Source organism: Microcystis sp. 0824 (genome assembly GCF_003112475.1).
Lineage (GTDB): Bacteria > Cyanobacteriota > Cyanobacteriia > Cyanobacteriales > Microcystaceae > Microcystis > Microcystis aeruginosa_C.
In genome coordinates, this window is sequence record NZ_BDSM01000010.1 from 1 (window position 1) to 24,101 (window position 24,101).

Annotated in this window: 23 protein-coding genes; 20 read left to right on the forward strand and 3 right to left on the reverse strand. The window is 44.3% G+C overall.

The genetic code is table 11. The annotated features are described in order from the left end of the window. Positions 1-348: 348 nt before the first annotated feature. The 10 genes from N0824_RS04415 (at position 349) to N0824_RS04460 (ending at position 13,751) form a co-directional block, all read left to right on the forward strand. Complete coding sequence (locus N0824_RS04415; RefSeq protein ID WP_108935864.1) at positions 349-1,293, forward strand: LysR family transcriptional regulator; 945 nt, start codon at positions 349-351, stop codon at positions 1,291-1,293. 46 nt (positions 1,294-1,339) lie between these two features. Then, complete coding sequence (locus N0824_RS04420) at positions 1,340-3,193, forward strand: NAD(P)H-quinone oxidoreductase subunit F (protein ID WP_108935865.1); 1,854 nt, start codon at positions 1,340-1,342, stop codon at positions 3,191-3,193. An 80-nt stretch (positions 3,194-3,273) separates the two neighbouring features. Continuing rightward, positions 3,274-3,999 (forward strand): carbonic anhydrase, encoded by a 726-nt coding sequence (locus N0824_RS04425; RefSeq protein WP_108935866.1) that lies wholly within the window; start codon positions 3,274-3,276, stop codon positions 3,997-3,999. A 78-nt stretch (positions 4,000-4,077) separates the two neighbouring features. Next, positions 4,078-5,628: an NADH-quinone oxidoreductase subunit M gene (locus N0824_RS04430; protein ID WP_108935867.1), complete on the forward strand. Its 1,551-nt coding sequence runs from the start codon at positions 4,078-4,080 to the stop codon at positions 5,626-5,628. Between the two features lie 57 nt (positions 5,629-5,685). Then, complete coding sequence (locus N0824_RS04435; RefSeq protein ID WP_108935868.1) at positions 5,686-6,981, forward strand: CO2 hydration protein; 1,296 nt, start codon at positions 5,686-5,688, stop codon at positions 6,979-6,981. Positions 6,982-7,288: 307 nt separating this feature from the next. Then, positions 7,289-8,872, forward strand: coding sequence for an SUMF1/EgtB/PvdO family nonheme iron enzyme (locus N0824_RS04440; RefSeq protein ID WP_108935869.1), 1,584 nt, complete (start codon positions 7,289-7,291; stop codon positions 8,870-8,872). A gap of 449 nt (positions 8,873-9,321) precedes the next feature. After that, positions 9,322-10,077 carry a DUF2232 domain-containing protein gene (locus N0824_RS04445; protein ID WP_046662641.1) on the forward strand — a complete coding sequence of 252 codons (756 nt, stop codon included), beginning with the start codon at positions 9,322-9,324 and terminating at the stop codon, positions 10,075-10,077. Positions 10,078-10,088: 11 nt separating this feature from the next. Beyond that, positions 10,089-10,280, forward strand: coding sequence for a hypothetical protein (locus N0824_RS04450; protein ID WP_108935870.1), 192 nt, complete (start codon positions 10,089-10,091; stop codon positions 10,278-10,280). Between the two features lie 688 nt (positions 10,281-10,968). After that, positions 10,969-13,131, forward strand: a complete 2,163-nt coding sequence (locus tag N0824_RS04455) for an Rne/Rng family ribonuclease (RefSeq protein ID WP_108935871.1) — start codon at positions 10,969-10,971, stop codon at positions 13,129-13,131. Continuing rightward, positions 13,128-13,751 (forward strand): ribonuclease HII, encoded by a 624-nt coding sequence (locus N0824_RS04460; RefSeq protein ID WP_108935872.1) that lies wholly within the window; start codon positions 13,128-13,130, stop codon positions 13,749-13,751. The genes N0824_RS04455 and N0824_RS04460 overlap by 4 nt, the downstream gene beginning before the upstream one ends. A gap of 5 nt (positions 13,752-13,756) precedes the next feature. Here N0824_RS04460 and N0824_RS04465 read toward each other — a convergent pair whose 3' ends face one another. Then, positions 13,757-14,512 (reverse strand): TVP38/TMEM64 family protein, encoded by a 756-nt coding sequence (locus tag N0824_RS04465; RefSeq protein WP_108935873.1) that lies wholly within the window; start codon positions 14,510-14,512, stop codon positions 13,757-13,759. Positions 14,513-14,901: 389 nt separating this feature from the next. On the opposite strand from N0824_RS04465, the gene N0824_RS04470 reads away from it, so the two are divergent. From N0824_RS04470 to N0824_RS04515, 9 genes are all read left to right on the forward strand, one after another. Then, positions 14,902-16,287, forward strand: coding sequence for a cytochrome P450 (locus N0824_RS04470; RefSeq protein WP_108935874.1), 1,386 nt, complete (start codon positions 14,902-14,904; stop codon positions 16,285-16,287). A gap of 85 nt (positions 16,288-16,372) precedes the next feature. Continuing rightward, a complete protein-coding gene (gene msrP, locus N0824_RS04475; RefSeq protein ID WP_004268434.1) occupies positions 16,373-17,356 on the forward strand; it encodes a protein-methionine-sulfoxide reductase catalytic subunit MsrP in 984 nt (327 codons plus the stop codon). 42 nt (positions 17,357-17,398) lie between these two features. After that, a complete protein-coding gene (locus tag N0824_RS04480; RefSeq protein WP_012265437.1) occupies positions 17,399-17,857 on the forward strand; it encodes a DUF29 domain-containing protein in 459 nt (152 codons plus the stop codon). Between the two features lie 16 nt (positions 17,858-17,873). After that, the gene (locus N0824_RS04485; protein WP_108935875.1) at positions 17,874-18,338 is read left to right on the forward strand and encodes a DUF29 domain-containing protein; all 465 of its coding nucleotides are present in this window, start codon (positions 17,874-17,876) and stop codon (positions 18,336-18,338) included. A gap of 507 nt (positions 18,339-18,845) precedes the next feature. Then, entirely contained in the window at positions 18,846-19,220 is a 375-nt protein-coding gene (locus tag N0824_RS04490) for a DUF433 domain-containing protein (RefSeq protein WP_108935876.1), read from the forward strand. Continuing rightward, positions 19,217-19,612, forward strand: a complete 396-nt coding sequence (locus N0824_RS04495; protein ID WP_108935877.1) for a DUF5615 family PIN-like protein — start codon at positions 19,217-19,219, stop codon at positions 19,610-19,612. The genes N0824_RS04490 and N0824_RS04495 overlap by 4 nt, the downstream gene beginning before the upstream one ends. Positions 19,613-20,075: 463 nt before the next feature. Continuing rightward, entirely contained in the window at positions 20,076-20,534 is a 459-nt protein-coding gene (locus N0824_RS04505) for a hypothetical protein (protein ID WP_002793882.1), read from the forward strand. 300 nt (positions 20,535-20,834) lie between these two features. After that, positions 20,835-21,077, forward strand: a complete 243-nt coding sequence (locus N0824_RS04510) for a DUF433 domain-containing protein (RefSeq protein WP_002761871.1) — start codon at positions 20,835-20,837, stop codon at positions 21,075-21,077. Further along, a complete protein-coding gene (locus tag N0824_RS04515) occupies positions 21,061-21,435 on the forward strand; it encodes a DUF5615 family PIN-like protein (RefSeq protein WP_002784585.1) in 375 nt (124 codons plus the stop codon). The genes N0824_RS04510 and N0824_RS04515 overlap by 17 nt, the downstream gene beginning before the upstream one ends. Before the next feature lie 204 nt (positions 21,436-21,639). Here the strand turns inward: N0824_RS04515 and N0824_RS04520 are convergent, their stop codons facing one another. Then, positions 21,640-22,638 (reverse strand): adenosine kinase, encoded by a 999-nt coding sequence (locus N0824_RS04520; protein WP_002734298.1) that lies wholly within the window; start codon positions 22,636-22,638, stop codon positions 21,640-21,642. A 164-nt stretch (positions 22,639-22,802) separates the two neighbouring features. Next, positions 22,803-23,015, reverse strand: coding sequence for a DUF2555 domain-containing protein (locus tag N0824_RS04525; RefSeq protein WP_002732311.1), 213 nt, complete (start codon positions 23,013-23,015; stop codon positions 22,803-22,805). Positions 23,016-23,163: 148 nt separating this feature from the next. On the opposite strand from N0824_RS04525, the gene N0824_RS04530 reads away from it, so the two are divergent. Further along, on the forward strand, positions 23,164-23,940 hold the full coding sequence (locus N0824_RS04530; protein WP_002784583.1) for an SDR family oxidoreductase: 777 nt from the start codon (positions 23,164-23,166) through the stop codon (positions 23,938-23,940). Positions 23,941-24,101: the final 161 nt, after the last annotated feature.

The window sequence follows — 24,101 nt, forward strand, 5'->3', positions numbered from 1 at the left end:
TCTTAACTCCTGAATCCTGACTCCTGACTCCTGACTCCTGACTCCTGACTCCTGACTCCTGACTCCTGACTCCTCAAAACCTAAGACTCTGTACCTCACAACTATGGGAATTGCTATATGAATTATGAATTGGGGAGATGGGGTAATGGGGGAGTGGGGGAGATGGGGTAATGGGGGAGTGGGGGAGATGGGGTAATGGGGGAGGAAGGTGAAAAAAGCTGAAAAAGGTCTTAAGCTGCGGTTATATCTAGTAGAGTCTATATTTATCAAAAAGTTAATTGACTAGAATCTATAAAGGCGTTAGGATTGATGGTGACAAATAGTTGTTATTGAGAAGAGGATAAGAACTTGATACAGGCAACCCTGCACCAGTTAAGGGTTTTCGAGGCTACCGCTCGACACAGTAGCTTTACCAAGGCGGCCGAGGAGTTATTTATCACTCAACCTACCGTCTCAACCCAAGTCAAACAACTCACAAAAGCCGTCGGTTTACCGCTATTCGAGCAAATTGGCAAACGTTTGTTTTTAACTGAAGCGGGTCAGGAATTACTGTTCACCTGTCAAGAGATTTTTGATAAATTGGACAACTTTCAAATGAAAGTGGCCGATATTAAGGGAACTAGACAGGGAAAGCTAACTTTAGCCGTAATTACCACCGCTAAATACTTTGTGCCGCGATTACTGGGGGCATTCTGTCAACAGTATCCCGGTATTGACATTGCCCTGCAAGTGACTAATCATCAGAAACTGCAAGAGCGAATGTTAAACAACGAGGATGACCTGTATATTCTCAGTCAACCGCCGGAAGAAGTGGAACTGTGTTCTCAGTCTTTCCTCGAAAATCCCCTAGTGGTGGTGGCGCGACGAGATCATCCATTGGTGGGCCAGAAAAATCTTCCCCTTGAGTGCCTCAACCATCAACCTTTTATTATGCGCGAATCGGGATCTGGAACCAGGCAAGCGGTACAAAAATTATTTAATCTCCACGATATTAAAGTTAGGGTGCGCTTGGAATTAGGCAGTAACGAGGCCATCAAACAGGCTATTTCTGGCGGTTTGGGGCTATCGGTACTATCTAAGCACACTCTCATCTCGGAAGGAGAAAACGGCGAATTAGCCATCCTCGACGTGGAACAGTTTCCAATTCAGCGCAATTGGTACGTTTGTTATCTGGCCGGAAAACAACTTTCCGTGATTGCCGATGCTTTTTTAAAATACCTGCTGGAAGCTAGTCAAACCATCCCCATTCATGCCCCGTTAAAAAATGGTGACAGCTTATTAGTGAGCCATTAAACCTTAAACTTTAATTCAGGATCATTTTTCTTCTTGAGGTGGTTATATGTTCGAGTCCTTCAGCCAGACTATCTGGTTGGTACCTCTTTATGCCCTTGCGGGCGCACTTCTCGCTCTACCCTGGTCTCCCGGTATTATCCGGCAAACCGGCCCGCGACCGGCCGGTTATCTGAACTTGATCATGACCTGCTGGGCTTTTTTGCATAGTCTTTTTGCTTTGCTCGCCGTTTGGGGTCGTCCGCCGCAATCTATAGCATTTAATTGGCTAAATGCCGCAGATTTAAGCATATCTTTAGATGTGCAGATTTCGGCCGTTAATATCGGGGCGTTACTGCTAATTACTGGCTTAAACCTCGCCGCGCAGGTATATGCGATCGCCTATCTAGAAATGGATTGGGGTTGGGCAAGGTTTTATTCTCTCGTCGCTCTCTTTGAAGGGGGTATGTGCGCCCTCGTTATCTGTAATTCGCTATTTTTCAGCTATTGTGTGCTAGAAGTTCTCACCCTCGGCACTTATCTGCTAATTGGTTTCTGGTTTAATCAATCTCTGGTGGTAACGGGGGCGCGGGATGCTTTCCTAACCAAACGGATTGGCGATTTAATCCTCTTGATGGGAGTGGTGGCCCTTTTACCCCTGGCGGGAACCTGGAACTTTGACCAATTGGCAGAATGGGCGGCTACAGCCAATTTAAACCCCAATGTGGCTAATTTACTCTGTTTAGCCCTGATTGCCGGTCCAATGGGCAAATGCGCTCAATTTCCCCTGCATTTATGGCTAGATGAGGCCATGGAAGGACCGATGCCAGCGACAATTCTGCGGAATACCGTCGTCGTTTCCACTGGCGCTTGGTTATTGGTCAAATTAGAGCCGGTGCTACAATTATCGCCCTTAACCTTACAGGTGATGATCATTGTTGGCTCTGTTACTGCTATCGGTGCGGGGTTAATTGCGATCGCACAGATCGATGTCAAGCGCTCCCTTTCCTATTCCGTCAGTGCCTACATGGGACTGATTTTTATCGCTGTGGCCACCGGACAAACGGAAACAGCTTTAGTGTTACTCTTTACTTATGCGATCGCTATGTCCCTGTTAGTCATGGTGGTGGGTAACATCGTTTGGAATAATATCAGCCAAGATTTAAGCCAATACGGCGGTTTATGGTCCCGTCGTCCCGTTTCCGGTATTTGTTATCTCGTCGGTGCCGCTAGTTTAGTCGCACTGCCTCCCTTTGGTGGTTTTTGGTCCTTAGCCCGCATGGGCGATCGCCTCGCAGAAATCAGTGGTTTACTGTTATTAGTGCTATTGTTGGTCAATGCCTTAACTGCCTTTAGTGTCACTAGAGAATTTTGCGTTTTCTTTGGCGGTAAAATCAAACCGATGACCCTGCGCTCTCCGGAAGCTCTTTGGCCCTTAGTTATCCCCATGACTGTGACCATGGGTTTCGCCCTTCATTTGCCGATTTTATTGGCGCAATGGCATTTATTACCAAGTAACTTAAATCTGGGAGTGGCTTTTCTCTTGGTGCTTTCCACTGCTGCCGGCGTAATTCCGGCAGCCTATATTTATCTGAATGAAAATATCTCCAAACCGATCGTTTTTCAACCGAAAGCCCTTCAAGATTTCTTTGCCAACGACCTTTATACCGCCCAATTGTATAAAGTCACCATCGTTTTTGTCGTCGGATTAATCTCGCAAATTATTAACTGGATCGATACCTTTCTGGTGGATGGCATCGTTAATCTGGTGGGATTAGCCACGGTTTTTGGTGGTCAGAGTTTGAAATATAACGTCTCGGGACAGACCCAATTTTACTTTCTGTCGATTATTTTGGGGGTGGCTTTGATTGGTATTATCATCTGCTGGCCCCTACTAGCACAAATTTCTCTAGTTTTCAGTTAAAGATTTGATAACTTAGGCTTTTCTTTAGCATCCCCGGCCTTGACAATAGGATTTGTCCTGATTAATGGAAACAATTACCTATGTTCAATACCTCTCGTCGCCAATTAATCCGTTATGGGGGTGGTTTTTTGGGAACCAGTCTAGCCGCCTCTGTTTTGGGTTCTCAGTTGTCCAAAACTAACGCCCAAACTGCTGTTAATTCCCAGCCATGGCTAACGGCTCAAAATCAAGGATTGAACCCAGACCAGGCCTTAACTATGCTCATGGAAGGCAATCAACGTTTCTGGGAACGAAGAAAAAAAAGTCCTAACCGCGATCAAACTCGGCTCACAGAAGTGGCCGAAAGTCAAGCCCCTTTTGCGGCAATTTTGGGCTGTGCCGATTCTCGCGTGCCGGCAGAAATTGTTTTTGATCAAGGATTAGGAGATCTATTTGTGTGTCGGGTAGCGGGAAATTTAGCCACTTCCGAAGAAATTGGTAGCCTCGAATTCGGCACGTTGGTATTAGGAGCCAAGGTAATTGTTGTCCTTGGCCATTCTCGTTGTGGAGCGGTAAAAGCCACCATTGAAGGGGGTCGTTTCCCTGGACAAATCGGTCGTTTAATCGATGGCCTACAGGTGGGAGTTGATCGGGCTGAAAAACAACCCGGTTCCAACAAACTTGAGCGAGCAATTAAATCCAATGTTAACTATCAAGTAGAGAAATTAGGCAAGTCCCCAGTCATGGGTGATTTAGTAGATAAAAAACAATTAAAAATTGTTGGAGCCTACTACGATCTCGATACCGGCAAAGTGAGCTTAATTTAGTCAATTCTAGATTAGTCATCGTGTCGGTTGGCTAATCCTTTTCTCATCCCAGTCATTATAAATTTGATCGATACCAATATGCTCAGTACCCTGCTTTGGTTGCCAATAATTGGAGCAATTATCGTCGGTCTTTTCCCCGATAAATTTGCCCCAGCAAAATTACGTCAAATTACCCTCTTTTTTGTTGCCGCCGTCCTCCTTTGGTCTTTATACCTGCTGACCCAATATAACTTAACCAGTAATGGCTTTCAATTTTCTGAATACCGCGAATGGGCAAAACCAATCGGTTTAAGTTATAACCTCGGAGTCGATGGTTTGTCCTTACCGTTAATTATTTTAAACTGTTTCTTGACAGGAATAGCTATCTATAGTACCGAAGAAAAAGTAGAGCGTCCCCGACTTTATTACATCCTAATCCTCCTGATTAACGCCGGGGTTTCTGGGGCATTAATGGCTAAAAACCTGCTGCTGTTCATCGTTTTCTATGAACTAGAATTAATCCCCTTTTATCTGATGATTGCTATCTGGGGAGGCGAAAAACGTGGCTATGCTTCGATTAAATTTCTTCTCTACACTGCTGTCTCTGGGTTATTAGTCCTAGCGGCATTTTTAGGGATAGGTTTCCTCAACGGTGGTACTTTTGACTATTCCTCCCTCTCCACCGCCGATTTCTCCCAAAAAACCCAATTACTGCTCTTAACTCTGCTGTTAGTGGGATTTGGCATCAAAATCCCCCTCGTACCTCTCCATACTTGGCTACCGGATGCCTATACGGAAGCTTCCCCCGCTACAGCAATTTTATTAGGTGGTATCCTCGCTAAACTCGGTACTTATGGCTTAGTTCGCTTTGGTCTGCAATTATTCCCGGAAACTTGGTCTTTAATCGCCCCCGGACTGGCAATTATCGGCGTTATTAGCGTTATTTACGGGGCCTTGAGCGCTATTGCCCAAAAAGACATTAAACGCATGGTGGCCTACAGTTCGATCGGTCACATGGGCTATATACTGGTAGCAGCCGCCGCCGGCACGGGTTTAAGCGTCCTTGGTGCCGTCGCGCAAATGATTAGCCATGGTCTCATTCTCGCCCTCTTATTCTATCTGGTGGGCATCGTCGAACGCAAAGCCGGAACTAGAGATTTAGACGTTTTAAACGGTTTAATGAACCCAATTCGCGGTTTACCCCTGGTTAGCGCCCTATTAATTCTCGCCGGTATGGCCAGCGCCGGGATTCCCGGATTAGTGGGATTTGTGGCGGAATTTATCGTTTTTCAGGGTAGTTTCTCCCGTTTTCCCGTGCAGACGGTTCTCTGTATCATCGCTTCCGGTTTAACGGCGGTTTACTTTGTTATCCTGCTTAATCGCACCTGTTTTGGTAAATTGGATAATAAACTTGCCTACTATCCCAAAGTCCTGAAATCGGAAACTATACCCGCTTTTGTCCTAATGGTATTAATCATCTTTTTAGGTATTCAACCCAATTATTTAGTCCGTTGGATTGAACCCACCACTAACTCGATGGTTGCCAGCTTATCGGGGGAAGCAAAACCTAGTTTTGTCTTCAAAAAATCTCCGCAAAAGTCCTCAAAAACCAACTGGTTGAATCGGGGTAAATTTTTGAGTAATAGTTAGTTATCCCTTGCTGTTTCCGAATTATTGTAACCGCTGCTAATTACTTTACCTAAAACTATGACTGGGACATTAATCAAAGCCAAAATTCCCCCTTCTAATCACGAATTCGCCGACATTATCCACCGTTTAGAAGCGGGTGGATCCATGTTGCCGGATACTCCCGAAAACCTGATGCAAATTATCGGCATTTATAAAGCTTATGCCGTGCCGATGGATTTTTATTGGCGAGATCTGCTCTATATTGCCGAACGAGTTTTCCTCGATCCTTTGCCCTTTTTTAAATATTTTCTGCCCCAAGAATACCTAGACCTACAAAATCATTACGCTGGCGATAATGCCGATTTACGCATCTGGCGCGGTACGGGTTCCGCTCACCCTGAATTGTTAGAATTCATGGATAAAGGTAAAACCAGAAAAATGCCCAGATTAATCCATCATCTTTGGCATGACCGTATTAATATGGAATTTGCTGAAGCTTGTATGCAAGCCATGTTATGGCATGGCCGCGATATGGGTTGGGGTTTATTTGATGCCTATCTTGATTCAGAAGAATATCGCCAAAATGCCGACCGCGCTATTAAGGCCTATTTCAAGAAAAACCCGGTGATGATGAAACTTTATGACCTGTTCCCCGATATGTTTTTGGAACAGGTGCGGATGATGTCCTACTACTCTAATTTAGGACTATTCTGGGAAGTGATGGCCCCGGTATTTTTCGAGATGTCTGATATCTACGATGAAGGAGGGTTTAAAGGTGTTCCTGATGCCATGAATTTCCTCGTTAATGGCATTTTTGCCATCGCCGGGCGGCCGATTTATCATCACGTTTATATTGATGGTCAATGCTACGAAATTATCCCCAAATCAAAGGCTTTTACTTGGCTTTATGAAGCAGCTTTACCCTATGTAGAAGCGGTCTTTTATCGTACTGCTCCCTTCCGGGGTACAAAGTCCTATAATGCCCAAGCAAAACAGGTTCCTGACGAACAAAAAGACTTTCACTATGGCATTCTTTATGCGGATGTTTTCCCCGTGGGTACTGCGGGAATTCCTCCCACTTTGTTAATGGATGATATGTATCATTTTTTACCCCAATATCTGATTGATTACTATCAGCAAAACTGCCGGGGGCAAGATGATATTTTGATTCAATTGGGGATTAGTTTCCAGCGTTCGATGTATAATGTGACTTCGGCAGTTATTCAAGCTCTACGCACTGCTTTACTCTATCCCCTCGACGATCCTAATCCCAAACATTTACTGAAAAATCGTCAATTCTTTGAGGCACAAATGGACAGATTTAAACGCCCCGAAGCGCGTCTTAGAGATATCCAAAATCCTAATTATCGTTAAGGTTTTTTGATTATTTTTCTGGTGGGTTTATCGCCCACCTTTTTTAATATAATGAGATAACCGAACCCCAAGTCATACTAATACTAAATCCCTTGAGTAACCCACAGAAAACGGGTTTTTCCGAGAAACTGGTTTTCTACTCGAGGGAATAAATAATCAGTATTTAATAGCCAGATTTAGTATTAAGTACCTAAGCAAAATTAATTACACATTTCGATAAAGCTTTTGCCTCTTGCCTTCGTTAAAACCACCCACTTAATAGGATAGTTACAGAACGTAAAAATTGGCTAATTCAGGAGTTATTATTATGCTAGACCAAATGATGAAGATGTTAGAAGGGCAACAAATAGGCCCCTATCGTCTTAATAAATTTCTCGGTGCGGGTGGTTTTGGTGGTGTATTTCATGCTAGTGAAATGGTCAGAAATACATCGGTCAAAGAAGTTGCCATTAAAGTTATCCCCGAAAGTAGCGATGATAAATTAATTGAGTTAACAAATTCCAGAAAGTTAGAACATCCTAATTTAATTAAGAGTTATGCGGTGGGGGAATTTACTTTTCTCAATACTGAAATGCTTTATTTAGTGATGGAATTGGCACAGGGTAGCCTAGAAAATCACATTGCCAAAGCCAGTTTGTCAGCGGATGAGATTAAAAATATTACTGCTCAAGTCGCCCAGGGCTTAAATTATCTTCATCGACAAAATAAAGTGCATCGAGATTTAAAACCGGGTAATATCCTCAAGGTTAATCAACAATACAAGTTAGCAGATTTTGGCTTAATTAGAACCTTAAATAACAAAAGCCACACTCAAACAGTCCACAATACCGGTACAATTATTTATATGCCTCCCGAAGCCTTTAGGGGTGATATTTCCTCAGCTTGGGATCTGTGGTCATTAGGTATTATGTTAATCCAAATGACCACTAATCAATTTCCCTATAAGTTCAATAATGACAATAATCAATTAATGGTAAAGGTGATAAATTGTGAGCTACAAATCCCCAGTTTACCGAAAGAGTTTAAACCGATTATTGAAGGGTGTTTGCAAAAAGATAGAAGACAAAGATGGACAGCACAACAGGTTTTAAATGCCTTACAAGCACTCAAAAAGCCTGTTTCACCAATACCCCTAATTGCTTCACCTACTCCATTTACCGAAAAACTACCCAATCGAGTAACACTAGAGATGGTGAACTTACCAGCAGGTGAATTTCTCATGGGATCTCCTGACAGTGATTCTGATGCTTTCAATTATGAAAAGCCTTCACACCAAGTTAAAGTCAACAGTTTTGCGATTGGGAAATATCCTGTGACTCAGGCACAATATCAAGCAGTAATGGGAACCAATCCCTCTCGGTTTAAAAATAATCCGCAAAATCCGGTAGAAAATGTTAGTTGGAACGATGCTCAAGCTTTTTGTCAGAAATTGAGTCAAATAACAGGGAAAACCTATCGCCTACCGACGGAAGCGGAATGGGAATATGCTTGTCGTGCGGGGACCACTACTCGTTATTATTTCGGTGATGATGCTAATCAATTAGGAAATTACGCTTGGTATGACGGAAATTCGGGGTTCTTTCGGGGTAAAACTCATCCTGTGGGCCAGAAAAACCCCAATGCTTGGGGACTGTATGACATGAGTGGCAATGTTTGGGAATGGTGCGAAGACGATTGGCACGATAACTATATCGGAGCGCCAAAGGATGGATCGGCGTGGCTTATCAATAATGATAATCGTTCTCAGCACTTTAAGTGTCTGCGGGGCGGTTCTTGGTGCTTCAATCCCGCTTACTGCCGTTCTGCTTACCGCTACTACTACTACCGCCGCGACGACGACAGCGGCAACTTCGGTTTTCGGGTGGTGTGCGGTGCTGGGAGGACTCTGTAACCCTTTGTTCTTTTGCTCTTTTGCCCTTTGTCTCCCGCCCTTAGACGGGTCGATTTTTTTTTTAGAAAATTGAGAGCCGTAGTGGACTGTTTCAGCTAAAATAGGGCAATAGATTTCGGCTTAAAGTCTTAGATTATAGAATTTCTAGCATTTTTCTAATACACCAAATTAGCTGAAACAATCCACTACCTACTCATTCGCCCGTACTTTTTGCCGCAAACCCTGTACCTTTTGGGCGAACGCAGTTCGCCCCTACATTGTGGACAAAATCCGTTACTGTAGGGGCGCAAAGCTTGCGCCCTCCGATCGATTGGGATATTATTCCCATGCAAGTCCCTTATTAAAGACTGATTATTTATTCCCCCTTTTGCCTCTTGCCTGACTGGGAGTCACAAGTCTAAGCTAAGAATAGCTGGCCACCCCGTCCCGACCACCGGATAACTGATAGAATGAACGATTCTAACGCTAATGCTCCCGCTCAATCCTCACAAGAGACAATAGATGAAACCAATTGGGTAGATCTGGGGGAAGAGGAGAAACCCCTAGATAAACCCACAACCAAACCTATCCAACCATCTCCTCTCAAGTCTATCGCTACCCTGATCACGGTGGAGACGGCTTTTTTGGCCAGTGCTACCAGTTTAATCTGGTTAATTGATTATTATTTTCCCCTGGGACCGTTATTAAGGGTTTTCTTCCCGATTCCTATCGCTTTAGCCTATTTACGTTGGGGCGCTCGTTGTGCTTGGATGACAGCATTAGTTTCTAGTTTACTTTTGTCGGTGTTAATGGGACCGACTCGCAGTATCGTCTTTTTGATTCCCCACGGCTTGATGGGGTTACAATTGGGGCTATGCTGGCGCCGGGGTGCGCGCTGGGAATTTTCTATCTTGACCGGGGGACTGTTGGGGGCTTTTGGTTTATTCTTTCGTTTTTGGCTGTTTTCAATTCTTTTAGGCGAAAATCTCTGGTTATATGTGATTACCCAAGCGACTAATTTTATCGATTGGATTTTCACCTGGTTAGGGATTCTCGCTAAACCGACGCTGCTGCAAGTGCAATCGGTAGCAGTTGTGGGCATATTTGTCAATAGTTTATTATACTTATTTGCCGTGCATTTAGTGGCGTTATTAGTTCTCGATCGCCTCGGTAATCCGATTTCTCGTCCGCCCAAATGGGTGCAGGCCATACTAGATTATGAGTGATTATTTAGCGCTTGATTCTCTACGAAAATATTGCCGGTAATCAAGGCAGTAATTTAGCCGTGGCCCGATGGTTAGAGGGGAAAGGTTATCGACTATACCGTTATCGTCCCTACCGGCAAGAATTGCTAGAAATCGAGTCAGAAGCCGATTTACAGGGAATTTTGAACGTTATCGCCTTACCAGAACAGGAATTAAGGGATTAAGGAAACCGTCAATCTGGTCATCTCGTCGATAATACTAGCGGTACTAGCGGGTTAATTAATTCTTAAGAAAGCCAAAAGGGGATAAAAAGGGAATTTTAGCCTAAAAAGTCGGCTATATAGCTTTTTAGGTCTATTTTATTGCCTATCATTGCTCCTGACTCCTTTCTTGCCCCGAAAAATTTATCTTGGTCAGGGGATCATCGTCTTGTCAGAGAGTGACCGAGTGAGTTATAGTCGTCTATAAGACTCGATTAAAGCATTTCTTAAAAGAATCGTGGTTTTTGGAAAATTGAAAAGTGCGCTATTTTTCCCGTCCACAGAAACCCGTTGCCGAGGGGAGTAACTCAAAAACTCCTTTTTTCCTAGATTCTGATAGACAGAACCAGCGGAAACGGATAAAAAATGCTGTTATCGAGCAAGACTCAGGGATTAATTGAAAATCTCGTCTCCTGGCTGTGCTTGTCCAATTGTGGGTCAAGCCGGCAGTTGCCAAACAGACTTAACAACTGAAACCAAGACTCAGTTCCCAGGTCTGAGAGGCAGATGAACATCAAGATGAGGCTTTAACGATGCGGACTCATCTTCTTAGAACTTTCTTAACAAGACCAGATTTCCAGAAGTAGCCTCAAAGCATAGACAAATAGCCCATGGTCCGTCGCTTTTGAAACCGAAAGATTGAGGAAATTGAATGCCAAAACAAATAATCATAGCCGAACAACACCATATAGCGGCTGTTTTTTGGGAAGATCAAATTCAGGAATTAGTTGTAGCCACAGGTAATCAGCAGGTGGCCGACATCTATCTAGGATTAGTAGAAAATGTCATCCCTGGGATAGATGCGGCCTTTGTCAATATTGGCGATGCGGAACGCAATGGCTTTATCCATGTCACCGACCTGGGCCCCTTAAGACTGAAAAAAACTGCCGGTGCTATCACGGAATTACTGGCCCCCCAGCAAAAAGTGCTGGTACAGGTAATGAAAGAACCCACCGGCAACAAAGGACCGCGACTAACGGGAAATGTCACTCTCCCGGGCCGTTATCTGGTATTGATGCCCAATGGTCGCGGGGTGAATCTTTCCCGTCGCATCCGCAGTGAAGACGAGCGCTCCCGTTTACGAGCTTTAGGGATTTTGGTCAAACCGGCGGGGATGGGTTTGCTGGTACGCACCGAGGCCGAAGGCAAAGCGGAAGAAGCGATTATCGAGGATTTGGAATTTCTGCAAAAACAGTGGGAGAATATCCAACAGATGGCCGTCAGCAGCCGCGCCCCGGCCCTGCTGAACCGCGATGATGACTTTATTCAAAGGGTTTTGCGGGATATGTACAGTGCCGATGTCAATCGCATTGTTGTGGATAACCCGGTGGCGGTAAAACGAGTTAAACAGCAATTGACGAACTGGGGCGGCGGCAAAGCTCTCGAAGGGGTTTATATCGACTCCCATCGGGAAACCCAGCCAATTCTCGACTATTTCCGGGTTAACGCCGCCATTCGCGAGGCCCTGAAACCCCGGGTTGATTTACCCTCTGGCGGCTACATTATCATCGAACCGACGGAAGCTTTAACGGTAATTGATGTTAACTCCGGTTCCTTTACCCGTTCGGCCACAGCCCGAGAAACCGTACTCTGGACTAATAGCGAGGCCGCCACAGAAATCGCTCGACAACTGCGCTTGAGAAATATCGGCGGTGTGGTGGTGGTGGACTTCATCGATATGGATTCCCGTCGTGACCAGTTGAAACTGCTGGAATTGTTTAATAAGGCCTTGAAAAGCGATAAGGCCCGGCCCCAGATTGCCCAATTATCGGAATTGGGGTTAGTGGAATTAACTCGTAAGCGTCAGGGGAAAAACATTTATGAATTATTCGGCAAAACCTGTGACCATTGCGGCGGACTGGGCCATTTAGCCCATCTACCAGGAGAAGGCAACGCCATCGCCCTAGAAACCCCCACCCTTAGCCGTGCGGAAAAAGAAACCCTTGTCGTTGCGCCGATTAATACAAAGGTTCTACCCGATAAGAGCGCTCCTAGCGTTGCGGCGGCCGAACCCTATCTAGAAGTTTTCTCCGAATTTGAGGCCGAAGAAAACGCCCAAGAGATGGATCTTTCCTTCCATCCCAACTATCAAGAACAGGTTAATAATTCTCGCCGTCGCCGTCGTCGTCGTCCCTCGGAACTGTTACTAAAAGAGGAACGGAGCGAAAAAGCCTCTACTAACGGTGTTAACAACGAAATCGAGCCGGAATCAGAACCCCAACGCCTTGAGGAAAAACGAGAACGCCCCGCCCGTCTCTCGAAACGGGGAGAAGATGCCAGTGCGGGCAAAAATATCCCCGTCGCCGAACGGGAAAGGGTTTCCGTGGAAATGACCCCCGTAGAACAGGAAGTTTATTCTTTAATGGGCATTTCTCCCCTGATTCTGGTGGATAAGGAGTTTAAAGACCCGAAATCGGTGATTGTTTCCGTGAAACTGCCAGGGGAAAGAGAAGTGGAAAACCCAGAAACGCCTGCTGCCATTCCTGAAATATCCTTGACTCCCACCCTAGAAGCAGAGGTCGCACCGGTCGAAGGGATGGAAACTGGAGAGGAAGCCGAAAATCGTCCCTTAGTGCGCCGTCGTCGTCGTTCCACCACTAGCGAAGTTAGTCAGGAAATCGGCCAAGAAGCTAGTGCGCCAGTGACTTTTACTCCCGAACCGATTGCGTCCGAAACTCCAGTTTTTCTGGGCGAAGTCATTCCTTTAGAAACCCCGGTGAGCGCCGAGGTGACAGAGGAGCCACAAGTAGAGGCTGAAACTGCGGTGCTGCGTCGTCGTCGTCGTCGTTCCTCTGCCACTGCCGATGAGTCATGAGCGCAGAACCCTTAATTGCCGGTGTCGATGAAGTGGGGCGCGGGGCTTTATTTGGCCCCGTGGTGGCGGCGGTAGTGGTCACTGTCCCCTCTGGTTTTGCCCGGCTGTGGGAGTTGGGGGTGAAGGATAGTAAGCAACTTAGCCCCCAAAAACGACAAAAATTGAGCCGGCAAATACAACGGGATTTTGTTTGTCGCATCGGTTATGCTACGGTGAAAGAGATCGATCGCTTGAATATTCTTCATGCCTCCCTACTGGCAATGAGCAGAGCTATCGGGAAATTACCCCTTTCCCCCAGTCTCTGTTTGATCGATGGCAAGCACATTATTAAAGACTTGTCAATCCCCCAAAAGGCGCTAATTCAGGGAGATCAAGAATCGCCGGTAATTGCGGCGGCTAGTATCGTAGCCAAAGTCTGGCGCGATGACTTAATGACTCGTTGGCACAGACGCTATCCCGATTATGGACTCCCTCGTCACAAGGGTTATGGCACGGCTCAACACCTAGAAGCGATTGGCAACTATGGACTTACTTCTCAGCACCGGCTCTCTTTTAGTCCCTGTCAACAAATCCCCTTAAGTCCCCACTCAAGGGCGAAGTGGGGTGGGGATGGCGATTGAGGGGTTTACTCACTGATAACTGATGCCAGGGCCTGACGGGCAATTTTTGTGACGTAGAGGGTGACAGCAACAGTAGCGATAAAACCGATAAGGCGAATAGTCCATGGTAAAACTGGGTTAGTGGCTGGCGCCGAGGTTCCGATAGTGGCAAGATTGCCCGCTAAAGAGCCAATATAGACATACATTATCGTCCCCGGAATCATGCCTGCGGAACCTAGTAGATAATCTTTCAGGGAAACCCCGGTGACACCATAGGCATAATTGAGCAGATTAAACGGAAATACAGGAGATAAACGGGTTAAAAGCACTATTTTTAAGCCTTCTTTCCCCACAGCTTCATCGATAGCTTGAAATTTACTATTACCTTGAATTTTTTCCGCCACCCAACCCCTAGCCAGATAACGTCCCACCAGAAAAGCGGTAGTAGCGCCGATAGTTGCCCCGATAAAGACGTAAAAAGAGCCTAAAACCACGCCAAAAACCACACCAGCCCCTAAAGTCAGGATTGAACCTGGAAAAAAGGCCACAGTAGCTAGAATATAGATAATTATAAACGCGATCGCTCCCACAGCCCCCAAACTATCCACCCAAGTTAAGGCATGGAAAAGAATAGTTTGAGGATTAAAAGCGGTGGAGGCACTGGATTCGAGGGCAAAAGCGGGGGGAGTAGTCAGGAAAAAAACAAGGCTGAATGTAGTTAATAACAGTAAATGCCTGATAATCACAGTTTTTCCTAAGGGCAAAAACTTGGAAATAATCATAAAAAGTCCCTATAAGGAATGAAAAAAGAGAGATTGAACTATAGAAGCGAATTAAATAGAACTGGGGCTATTCTACCCCGATTATCATTGTTTAGACCAGAAAGGCAATCCTGAAAATTCCCAGAAAATCCCTCTCTCTCCTGGAAGATAAGACAGGCAACAGCCCGGTAATTTTTGCTGTTTACTTGATAAGCTAAGACGCATCTTAACCGCCTATCCTTAGATTAGCTTAATCTCCCCTAATCCCTTTACTTTTGCCTCTTGCCTCTTGCCCCTTGCCTCATCTCAATCAGCAATTTAAATGCGCGGGCAGCTTATTACACCTTGCCGTCTCTGAGGAAAAAATGTCAGAATTAGAAATAATTAGCATTGGATATAGCAATTAATCTATGAAAATCCTCCCCAAGGTCAAAGCCCCCACCTTCGTGCAAATGGCACAATGGATCATTAATCCCGTGGGTTTTATGGAAAATGCCGCCCGCAAGCATGGCGATATTTTTAGCACAAAAGTGGGTTTAACTGTAGATAATTTTATCTTTGTCAGTAGTCCTGCGGCTCTACAACAGGTTTTAACTAATGACCGGAAACAATTTTCGGCACCGGGGGAAGCTAATCGGATTATTGCCCCGATTATTGGTGATTATTCCGTCGTCATGTTAGACGGAGATATCCACAAAAAACGTCGTCAGCTTTTATTGCCACCTTTTCACGGGGAAAGAATGCGTTTCTACGGCGATTTAATCCGCGATATTACCCTGAGAGTAATGGCAGAATTGCCCCAAAATCAACCTTTTAAAGCCCGTTCAGCGACCACAGCGATTGCTTTACAAGTAATTATGGAGGCAGTTTTTGGAATTAGTCAAGGGGAACGTTATCAAACCCTGAAAAAAATTCTGGCTGAAATGCTCGATATTTTTAACTCTCCGGTGATGGCTTCTTTGTTATTTTTTCCAATTTTGCGGGCTGATTTGGGTGCTTGGAGTCCCTGGGGAAAATACCAGCGTTCCCAAGAAAAAATTGATGATATTATCTATACAGAAATTGCCGAAAGAAAAGCTAATCCTAACCCCAATCGTACCGATGTTTTATCACTACTGATGTCGGCCCAGGATGAAGAAGGCAACCCGATGAGCGATAAGGAATTGCGCGATGAATTAATGACCTTATTATTCGCAGGTCATGAAACCACCGCCACCGCTATGTCTTGGGCGCTCTACTGGACTCATCGCTATCCAGAAATTCAAGCAAAAATTCTGCAAGAAATAGCCACTTTAGGAGATAATCCTAACCCCATTGATATAACTCGATTACCCTATCTTTCGGCGGTTTGTTCGGAAACTTTACGCATTCATCCCGTGGGAATGTTAACTTTCCCGCGAGTAGTGCAAGAACCGGTAGAACTAGATGGTTATCCTTTAGAAAAAGGGACAATTCTTATGGGTTGTATTTATCTGTCCCACCACCGCGAGCAAACTTTCCCCGATTCCCATACTTTTAAACCAGAACGCTTTTTAGAAAAACAATTCACCCCCTACGAATATATGCCTTTTGGTGGTGGGGCGCGTCGTTGTATCGGGGAAGTTTTAGCTATCTACGAGATGAAAATCGCTATCGCCACAATTTTGGCCAATTATCAGTTAACTCTAGTTAATAATACCCCCGAAAAACCCAGCCGTCGCGGTGTCACCCTTGCTCCCTCGCGAGGAGTTCCCATGGTCTTAAAAGGACGACGGGAACCTCTGGTGACTGCCCCCATGCTCGCCGAAATTTCTTAAAAAAACTGACAAAATATTGTACAATCAGAGTTGTGGTATCATATATCATAACTCTGCTTTTTTGTCAATAAAATTGGGGATAATTATGGTCTTAATTCGTTTAGCTAAATCTTGGCAAATTTCCGAAAATGAAGTTACTTCCGAAAGTGTTTATTTTAACCGTCGTCGCTTTTTACAGGGGTTAATCGGGACAGGAATTGCGGGGAGTTCCCTATTATTAACTGCTTGTGGTAAATCCTCTTCCTCGGAAGCTTTAGAAAAAAGTTTGCAATTACCTAAAATTGCAGGGTTCAGCAAGAATCCGAATTTTTTAACGGTAAATCGCCCCATAGTTGCCGAAACTGTAGCGGGGAGATATAACAATTTTTATGAGTTCGGAGGGGGGAAAAATATCTGGTTAAAAGCGCAGAAATTACCGACGAATCCCTGGACGGTAGAAGTGGGAGGATTGGTAAAAAATCCCCAAACCTACGATATAGATACTATTAAAAAAACCTTTCCTCTCGAAGAAAGGATCTATCGTTTTCGTTGTGTGGAAGCTTGGTCAATGGTGTTACCTTGGCTGGGTTTTCCCATGAGTGCTTTAATCGCAGCAGTGGAACCAAAACCAGAAGCTAAATTCGTCCGTTTTACCTCCTTTTATGATCCCGAAATTACTAAGGGGCCAGGATTACATTTAGGAGCCTTACCCTGGCCCTATACAGAAGGTTTAAGAATTGAAGAAATGGCCAACGAATTAGCTTTCTTTGCCGTGGGAATTTTCGGTCATGATTTACCCAAACAACACGGCGCACCCTTGCGAATGGTTATTCCTTGGAAATACGGTTTTAAAGGGGCAAAATCAATAGTAAAAATTGAATTTACCGCCAAACAACCCGCCACCTACTGGAACACAATTGACGCTCATGAATACGATTTTGAGGCTAATGTTAACCCCAGTAAACCCCATCCCCGTTGGTCGCAAGCAACGGAGAAATTTATCGGCAGTAGAAGTGATTTATCTTGGGAAATTATCGAAACTCTGCCCTATAATGGCTATGGTGAATATGTGGCTAGTTTATATAGTTAAGTTTGATGATTATCCCCATTTATTCATTTAAAGGAAGTATTTATGGACAATAAAACTCTGTACGAACAAGACTTTTATCTCTGGATTAGAACTACTATTAATCAACTGCAAGCGAGACAGTTTGAGCGGGTAGATTTAGAGAATTTACTGGAGGAATTAGCAAGTATGGGAAGGAGTGAAAAGCGCAAAATTGAAAATCTTTTGATTCAATTACTGGTACATTTGCTGAAACTAACTTACTGGACAGGAGAAAAATCTAGAAATGAGGGTCACTGGAAAGGGGAAATTATCAACTTTCGCCGACAAATAATCGAAGAAATTAAAGATAGCCCTAGTTTAAAACCCTATATTCTGGAAATCTTTGAGGAATGCTATCAATTTGCTAGAAAAGAGGCTCAAGTTAGAACTCAATTACCTCTTGATACTTTCCCCCCTATTCCCATTGGTTCCCTTGAACAAATTCTCGATGAAGATTGGTTTCCCACTAATAACCATGAGTAATATATAGAGGTAAATTATGGATAATAAAACCATGTACGAAGAAGACTTTTATCTCTGGATTAGAACTACTATTAATCAACTGCAAGCCAGACAGTTTGAGCGGGTAGATTTGGAGAATTTACTAGAGGAGTTAGCAAGTATGGGAAGGAGTGAAAAGCGCACAATTAAAAGTCTGTTAACCCGATTATTAGAACATTTACTTAAGCTCAAATATTGGGCGGCAGAAAGAGAGAGAAACGAAGGTCACTGGAAGGGAGAGATTAGAACTTTTCGTCTCGATATATTAGATGAACTTAAAGATAGTCCTAGTCTGAAACCTTATCTTTTGGAAATTTTTGATGAATGTTATCTTTCAGCCCGAAAAAATGCCAGTGACCGCTCTCAATTACCCCTCGATACTTTCCCCGCTATTCCCCTTGGTTCCCTTGAACAAATTCTCGATGAAGATTGGTTTCCTGCGGGCGATAATCTGGAAATATAGCCATCAGTTAGACTGCTCCATACTGCTCTAACAAAAAACAACTATACCCCGATAGCGATCGCTAAAAGTCGAATAATTGTAAGTTTTTGTCAAGGGGTGCGGTCAGATCGAAGAATCATTGCTAGAATGAGCCTAATTGTCAGTGCGATGCCGAAGGCACTGCATAGCAGATCGCCGATCTGGTAGGGTGCGTTCCCTAATGTGGCTCCCACTGCTCCAGCGATCAATTTTTGGGGAACGCACCATGCCCATTGATTGAAGCTGTGGTCTAAATTTGATCGCCGATCTTATAGTACGGGGCCTGGTGATGCTCACACAAATGATACTGAATTGCCAGATATTGGAGTTCACTACTGGCTAGATGCAGGAACAAGGCTGAAATACATTTTGAAAGTCTGGGTTGAGGATTAAAGAGCTTGCGAATTAGTAGTCAGGGTGGGCGTTTGCTCACCTTGCTTTTTCATGCGGTAATATGGAATGAGATGGTGAAAGACTGAGACTATAGCTATGACGCTCGCATCAAATAAACAAACCGCTATCATTCGTACAGAGCGAGGACTGACAATCGCAGGAACCCGCATCACCCTCTATGATGTAATGGATTATGTGACTGCTCAATATCCACCTAAGTTCATTCAGGGATTATTTGATCTGACGGAAGAGCAAATTAACGCTGCCCTGGCTTATATTGAGGCTCATCGTGCGGATGTAGAAGCTGAGTACCAGCAAGTTCTCAAAGAAGCTGAAGAACTGCGACAGTATTATGAAGAGCAAAATCGTGAGCGAGTTGCCCGTATTGCTGCTAAGCCGCCAAAACCAGGCACAGAAGCCATTCGAGCAAAACTTCAAGCGGAAAAAGCCAAGTTGGCATCACGGGCATGAATTTTCTAGTTGATCATAACTTACGAGGGCATTCTCTTGTCCTCGCCGGAGTCCTTGCTGCGAGTGGTTGGCTTGACTTGATCTCGATTCGTTTTATTCTGTTTGAAGAAGTTGGGTTAGCTGTCACGAGCGATGATCGCATTGTTTGGCGGTATGCTCAAGCCAATCAGATGATCCTGATCACCGCTAACCGAAGCATGAAAGGCAAAGATTCCCTGGAGCAAGTGATGCGGGAGGAAAATACCCCCACATCATTACCCGTCGTGACAATCGGTAATATTGAGCGACTACTTGCCGAGCCAGATTATCGAGATCGTTGCGTTAACCGTTTGGTTGATATTGTAGTTGATATTGAAGATTATCAAGGCGCAAGACGCATTTTCATTCCGTGACGCGCCGAATGCTAGAGCCGTTGAAGTCTATCTGTAGGGACACGGCATAACGGGTTCGTTATACTGAATCGGTTTTTAATAGCATGATTAACTGCCAATCCAACTTGAAAAACCCGCTCCCTTCTCCCCACTGCTGTAACAAAAAACAACTATCTCCCGATAGCGATCCCTAAAAGTCGAATAATTATAAATTTTTGTCAAGGGGTGCGGTCAGACAGAGGAATCATCGCTAGAATAAGCCTAATTGTCAGAAATTTAGTTAACCAAGGTTTTTGGCAATATGCTAGTCTGGCTAACAGGCTTTTGGGGGTGATAAAGGGAAAACTTCTGGCGATTGCGCCTAAATGGGGTGATATACAGAAGGTTGACCCATATCGTTACTTTGGAGAGTTTTATGGAGAAAGTTGACCTATAATATGTAGTTAGACCGAAATTTGTTTTAAAGAATTAAGGATTTGACCAAATGAATGAATTGATCGGTTCATTAATCGGGACTTTAGGTAACATGGCTGTTGGGAAAATACCAGATGTTATATCTTCAATAGCAGGATCACTTGATGCTCAAAGAGAGAGAAAAGAGAAAGAGGAGACTTTCAACCAAAAATTAAAACAAAGATCAGAGGCATTATCACAAAGACAACAGCGTCCCGGCTTATGTAATATTGCCTTGATTACCCCCGATGGGGAAAGAATAATGATGCAATCATATACACAATATTATGCAGGAGACTATATTATTTATGAATTAAGCTATAGGAATCTCGAAGATGGTAGATGGAGCGGTAGTTATCGGAAAATGTCTAACCATTTATTTTCCAGTGATAGCTTTGAACGGGGTCAAAATAGAAGAGTATGTATTGAAAAATCCCGAAAATCCTTGCTAAAATTAATTCAACAGCAGATTGTAAGAGAAATTGACTAAAGAGCGATCATATCGCACTGTTTCTTGTACATAGTCGCCGATCTGGTAGGGTGCGTTCCCTAATGCAAGTCCCACTGCTCCACTGATCGATTTTGGGGAACGCACCATGCCCATTGATTAAAACTGTAGGTTTAAGTGTGGTGTGGGCTAATCTGACTAACAGGCTTTTGGACGTGATATAAAGATAGTATGGGTGACGGTTTATCTGATGACGGAGAATGGATATGTGGAGTATGTCTTTCAAGCATTGCTTACCCCCGCTAAAGGTTAAAATGATCATGAAGAAATAGAATTACTTTAATGAAACTAGATCGTATTACGAGCAATCCAAACCGTATGAATGGGCAACCCTGCATCCGTAACCTTCGCCTTACGGTTCGTCGAGTGATTGAGCTACTGGCAACTTATCCCGATCGAGCAGAATTACATCAAGAGTTTCCCGAACTGGAGGATGAAGATATTCGACAAGCCCTAATTTTTGCCTCTTCCTACTTGGATGATCGCATCATTGAACTTCCTAATCGCTATGAAGCTGTTGCTTGATCAGGGACTACCGCTTTCTGCGGCAACTTTATTATGTGATGCTGGGATCGACACTATTCATGTTGGCCAAATAGGGATGTCTGAAGCTGAAGACTCAGACATTATCCAAAGGGCTAGAGACGAGGGACGGGTTGTTGCTACTCTCGATGCGGATTTCCATACATTGCTGGCACTTGATGTGGCGAAGACTCCTTCAGTCATTCGCATTCGGGTTGAAAGATTACGCGCCCAAGCACTTACGAATCTTTTGTTGACAGTAATCCCTGAGTGCGAGGAGGATTTAGAACAAGGATCAGCCATTACGGTTGAGCCAAGCCGTATTCGTATTCGTCGTTTACCATTAGTGTCTGATGTCTAACGGAAACGTTATACTGAATCGGTTTTTAATAGCATGATTAACTCCCAATCCCACTTAAAAAAACCCGCTCCCTTCTCCCCACTCTCCTATAACTTTTAAACAGGATTTAGTATAACTATCTAAATTACTCGTTAAGACTGTCTATGAGCAGGGAGCAGGGAGAAAAAACCTGACTACTGACTGAAAGCTGATCACTGACAAAACCTATCCCAAAACGATCGAATCGCGCAGGGATTGAATTTCCTCGGTTTGTAAACGCGCCCCAAAAGTAGAAACCACCCGGGCAGCCGCTAGAGAAGCGAGATTTCCTGCTCCTTTGTAACCCATACCGTGGGTAATACCGTAGAGAAACGCACCTGCATACATATCCCCTGCGCCGACGGTATCGATCGCCTGTACGGGATGGGAGTCAATTTCCAGGAGATTTTCGCCATCATAGATCAAAGAACCACTAGCACCCCGGGTGATAGCGAATCCTTTGGCAATGGTTTTAAAATAGGCGATCGCTGACTCGATTTCCTCGCTGCCAGAAATAGTCAAAGCTTCCGACTCGTTAGCGAAAACGAAATCTAACCCCGTTCCGATCATTTCCAGTAATCCCTCCCGGAAGAAGATCGCCATATTGGGATCCGACAGGGATAAAGCGGTTTTCACTCCAGCAGCCTGAGCAATTTCTCGCCCTTTAATAGCGGCAGCTTTGGCAGTGGGAGAGGTGACGAGATAACCTTCGAGATAGAGATAATCGGCATTAGCGATCGCTGAGGGGACTAATTCCCGTTCGGAAATTTCCCCGGTGATGCCGAGAAAAGTATTCATGGTGCGATCGGCATCGGGAGTCACAAAAACTAGACATTTTCCCGTGATTCCCACCTCTTTTTCGCCGCCGTGTTCATTGGTATGCAAACCACAGGCCCGCAGATCTTGCAGATAAAACTTACCTAATTCGTCATTGCCCACTTTACAGGAATAGAAACCTCTACCCCCCAACTGAGCGATCGCTACTAGGGTATTCGCCGCCGATCCGCCGCCGCTGCGTTTACAATCAAGAGCCAATTTTTCCATCAACTGGGTTTGACGATTTTCGTCCACCAGCGTCATCACTCCTTTATCGATGCCTAATTCTTGCAGTAATTCAGGAGAGACTTGAAATTCCATATCGACGAGCGCGTTACCGATCCCATAAACGTTGTATTGTTTGCCCATAATTTAGTCGATCGCCTAAAAATACTTTGTTATTGATAGTAGGGAAATAAGGAGCAAAAAGCTAGGGGCTTTTTTCAGCCAGAGAATACCATAATCAAAAATAATGGGTGTGCTAGTCTCACACCCCCAGTAATTTGTGTTAAGTTTTGTTTAACGAAGCCACTTTAAGCCTCATCGTAGGCTTCTAGATCCAACAGATAAAGATAAGGTTCGGCTAATTCCTGCCTTTGAAAAGCGATCGCTCGCAACAGATGCCAATCCCGCAAAGCCTCGAAGGGGTTGCTATACTCATCTTTTTCTAGTCGTTCGGCTAAAGAAGCAATATCAGCGGCGGTATATTTGGCAATATCTTGATCAGTGAAGCTTATAACTGTCATTTCTGCACCTCCCTCGACCTTTGTTCTATTTCTAGCCTAACATATATTCTGAGTTGAAAAAATGCCTTCCCCGCCAAGTTAAGAACTGTAAATGGAAGGGTAATTGTGGTACAATTCCAGCAAAAAAGCTATTTTTGATTGATCTTCTATGAAAACAGCCCTCATTACCGGTGCTTCCACTGGTATCGGTGTCGTCTTTGCCCGTCAACTTGCCCAACGGCAAATGGAGCTAATTTTAGTCGCTAGATCTAGGAATAAACTAGAACAATTAGCGGCGGAATTAGAGGAACAATACGGGGTAAAAGTGACAGTTATCGTTCAAGATCTGACCGTTGCCGGGGCGGGAAAGCTTGTATATGATACGATGAACCAAAAAGGAATCAACGTTGATTTACTGGTCAATAATGCCGGTTTTGGTGATTATGGGGCTTTTAGCGAGCAGGATTTAGCCCGACAGTTAGAAATGATCCAGTTAAATAATCTGGTATTGGTGGAATTAAGCCACTATTTTCTCCGTCCCATGCTTGCTGGTGCTGGGGGGGCAATTATCAATGTTGCTTCCATTGCCGGGTTTCAACCGCTGCCCTATCTTTCCGTCTATGCGGCGACAAAAGCTTTTGTCCTCAGCTTTAGCGAGTCTCTCTGGGCAGAAAATAAAGACAAAGGCGTTAAAATCCTCGCTCTTTGCCCCGGTCCGACGGAGTCGAATTTTTTTGAGGTAGCCCGATTTCCCAGTGCCTTTATGGGCAAAAACGGCCGGTTAGATTCGGCAGAAGTGGTGGTACAAGAGGCTTTAACTGCCTTGGCAAACAAACGCCCCAACGTGGTAGCAGGTAAATTGGCTAATAAAATTATCGTCAATCTGCCCCGTTTTTTACCCAGAAGTTGGATCGTGTCTTTGATAGAAAAGCAATTCAAGCTATAACTAGGGTCTGCTGAAAAAGTTTATTGGTGGGGTTAGGAGTCAGGAGCCAGTAGTCAGTAGTCAGGAGAATTAAGAATGAGCATTAATCAATTAAATGCTCTATTTAGAGATTTTATAGAATTTTATGCCTATTTTTCTAATTTTTGAACTATCAAAAATTA

Coding starts and splice junctions, on each gene's coding strand:
- msrP (WP_004268434.1), top strand. CDS start 16,373: ATGGTCTTAATTCGTTTAGCTAAATCTTGGCAAATTTCCGAAAATGAA.
- N0824_RS04520 (WP_002734298.1), bottom strand. CDS start 22,638: ATGGGCAAACAATACAACGTTTATGGGATCGGTAACGCGCTCGTCGAT.
- N0824_RS04435 (WP_108935868.1), top strand. CDS start 5,686: ATGACTGGGACATTAATCAAAGCCAAAATTCCCCCTTCTAATCACGAA.
- N0824_RS04515 (WP_002784585.1), top strand. CDS start 21,061: ATGAAGCTGTTGCTTGATCAGGGACTACCGCTTTCTGCGGCAACTTTA.
- N0824_RS04455 (WP_108935871.1), top strand. CDS start 10,969: ATGCCAAAACAAATAATCATAGCCGAACAACACCATATAGCGGCTGTT.
- N0824_RS04470 (WP_108935874.1), top strand. CDS start 14,902: ATGAAAATCCTCCCCAAGGTCAAAGCCCCCACCTTCGTGCAAATGGCA.
- N0824_RS04440 (WP_108935869.1), top strand. CDS start 7,289: ATGCTAGACCAAATGATGAAGATGTTAGAAGGGCAACAAATAGGCCCC.
- N0824_RS04505 (WP_002793882.1), top strand. CDS start 20,076: ATGAATGAATTGATCGGTTCATTAATCGGGACTTTAGGTAACATGGCT.
- N0824_RS04460 (WP_108935872.1), top strand. CDS start 13,128: ATGAGCGCAGAACCCTTAATTGCCGGTGTCGATGAAGTGGGGCGCGGG.
- N0824_RS04490 (WP_108935876.1), top strand. CDS start 18,846: ATGACGCTCGCATCAAATAAACAAACCGCTATCATTCGTACAGAGCGA.
- N0824_RS04445 (WP_046662641.1), top strand. CDS start 9,322: ATGAACGATTCTAACGCTAATGCTCCCGCTCAATCCTCACAAGAGACA.
- N0824_RS04465 (WP_108935873.1), bottom strand. CDS start 14,512: ATGATTATTTCCAAGTTTTTGCCCTTAGGAAAAACTGTGATTATCAGG.
- N0824_RS04425 (WP_108935866.1), top strand. CDS start 3,274: ATGTTCAATACCTCTCGTCGCCAATTAATCCGTTATGGGGGTGGTTTT.
- N0824_RS04510 (WP_002761871.1), top strand. CDS start 20,835: ATGAAACTAGATCGTATTACGAGCAATCCAAACCGTATGAATGGGCAA.
- N0824_RS04480 (WP_012265437.1), top strand. CDS start 17,399: ATGGACAATAAAACTCTGTACGAACAAGACTTTTATCTCTGGATTAGA.
- N0824_RS04420 (WP_108935865.1), top strand. CDS start 1,340: ATGTTCGAGTCCTTCAGCCAGACTATCTGGTTGGTACCTCTTTATGCC.
- N0824_RS04495 (WP_108935877.1), top strand. CDS start 19,217: ATGAATTTTCTAGTTGATCATAACTTACGAGGGCATTCTCTTGTCCTC.
- N0824_RS04430 (WP_108935867.1), top strand. CDS start 4,078: ATGCTCAGTACCCTGCTTTGGTTGCCAATAATTGGAGCAATTATCGTC.
- N0824_RS04485 (WP_108935875.1), top strand. CDS start 17,874: ATGGATAATAAAACCATGTACGAAGAAGACTTTTATCTCTGGATTAGA.
- N0824_RS04530 (WP_002784583.1), top strand. CDS start 23,164: ATGAAAACAGCCCTCATTACCGGTGCTTCCACTGGTATCGGTGTCGTC.
- N0824_RS04525 (WP_002732311.1), bottom strand. CDS start 23,015: ATGACAGTTATAAGCTTCACTGATCAAGATATTGCCAAATATACCGCC.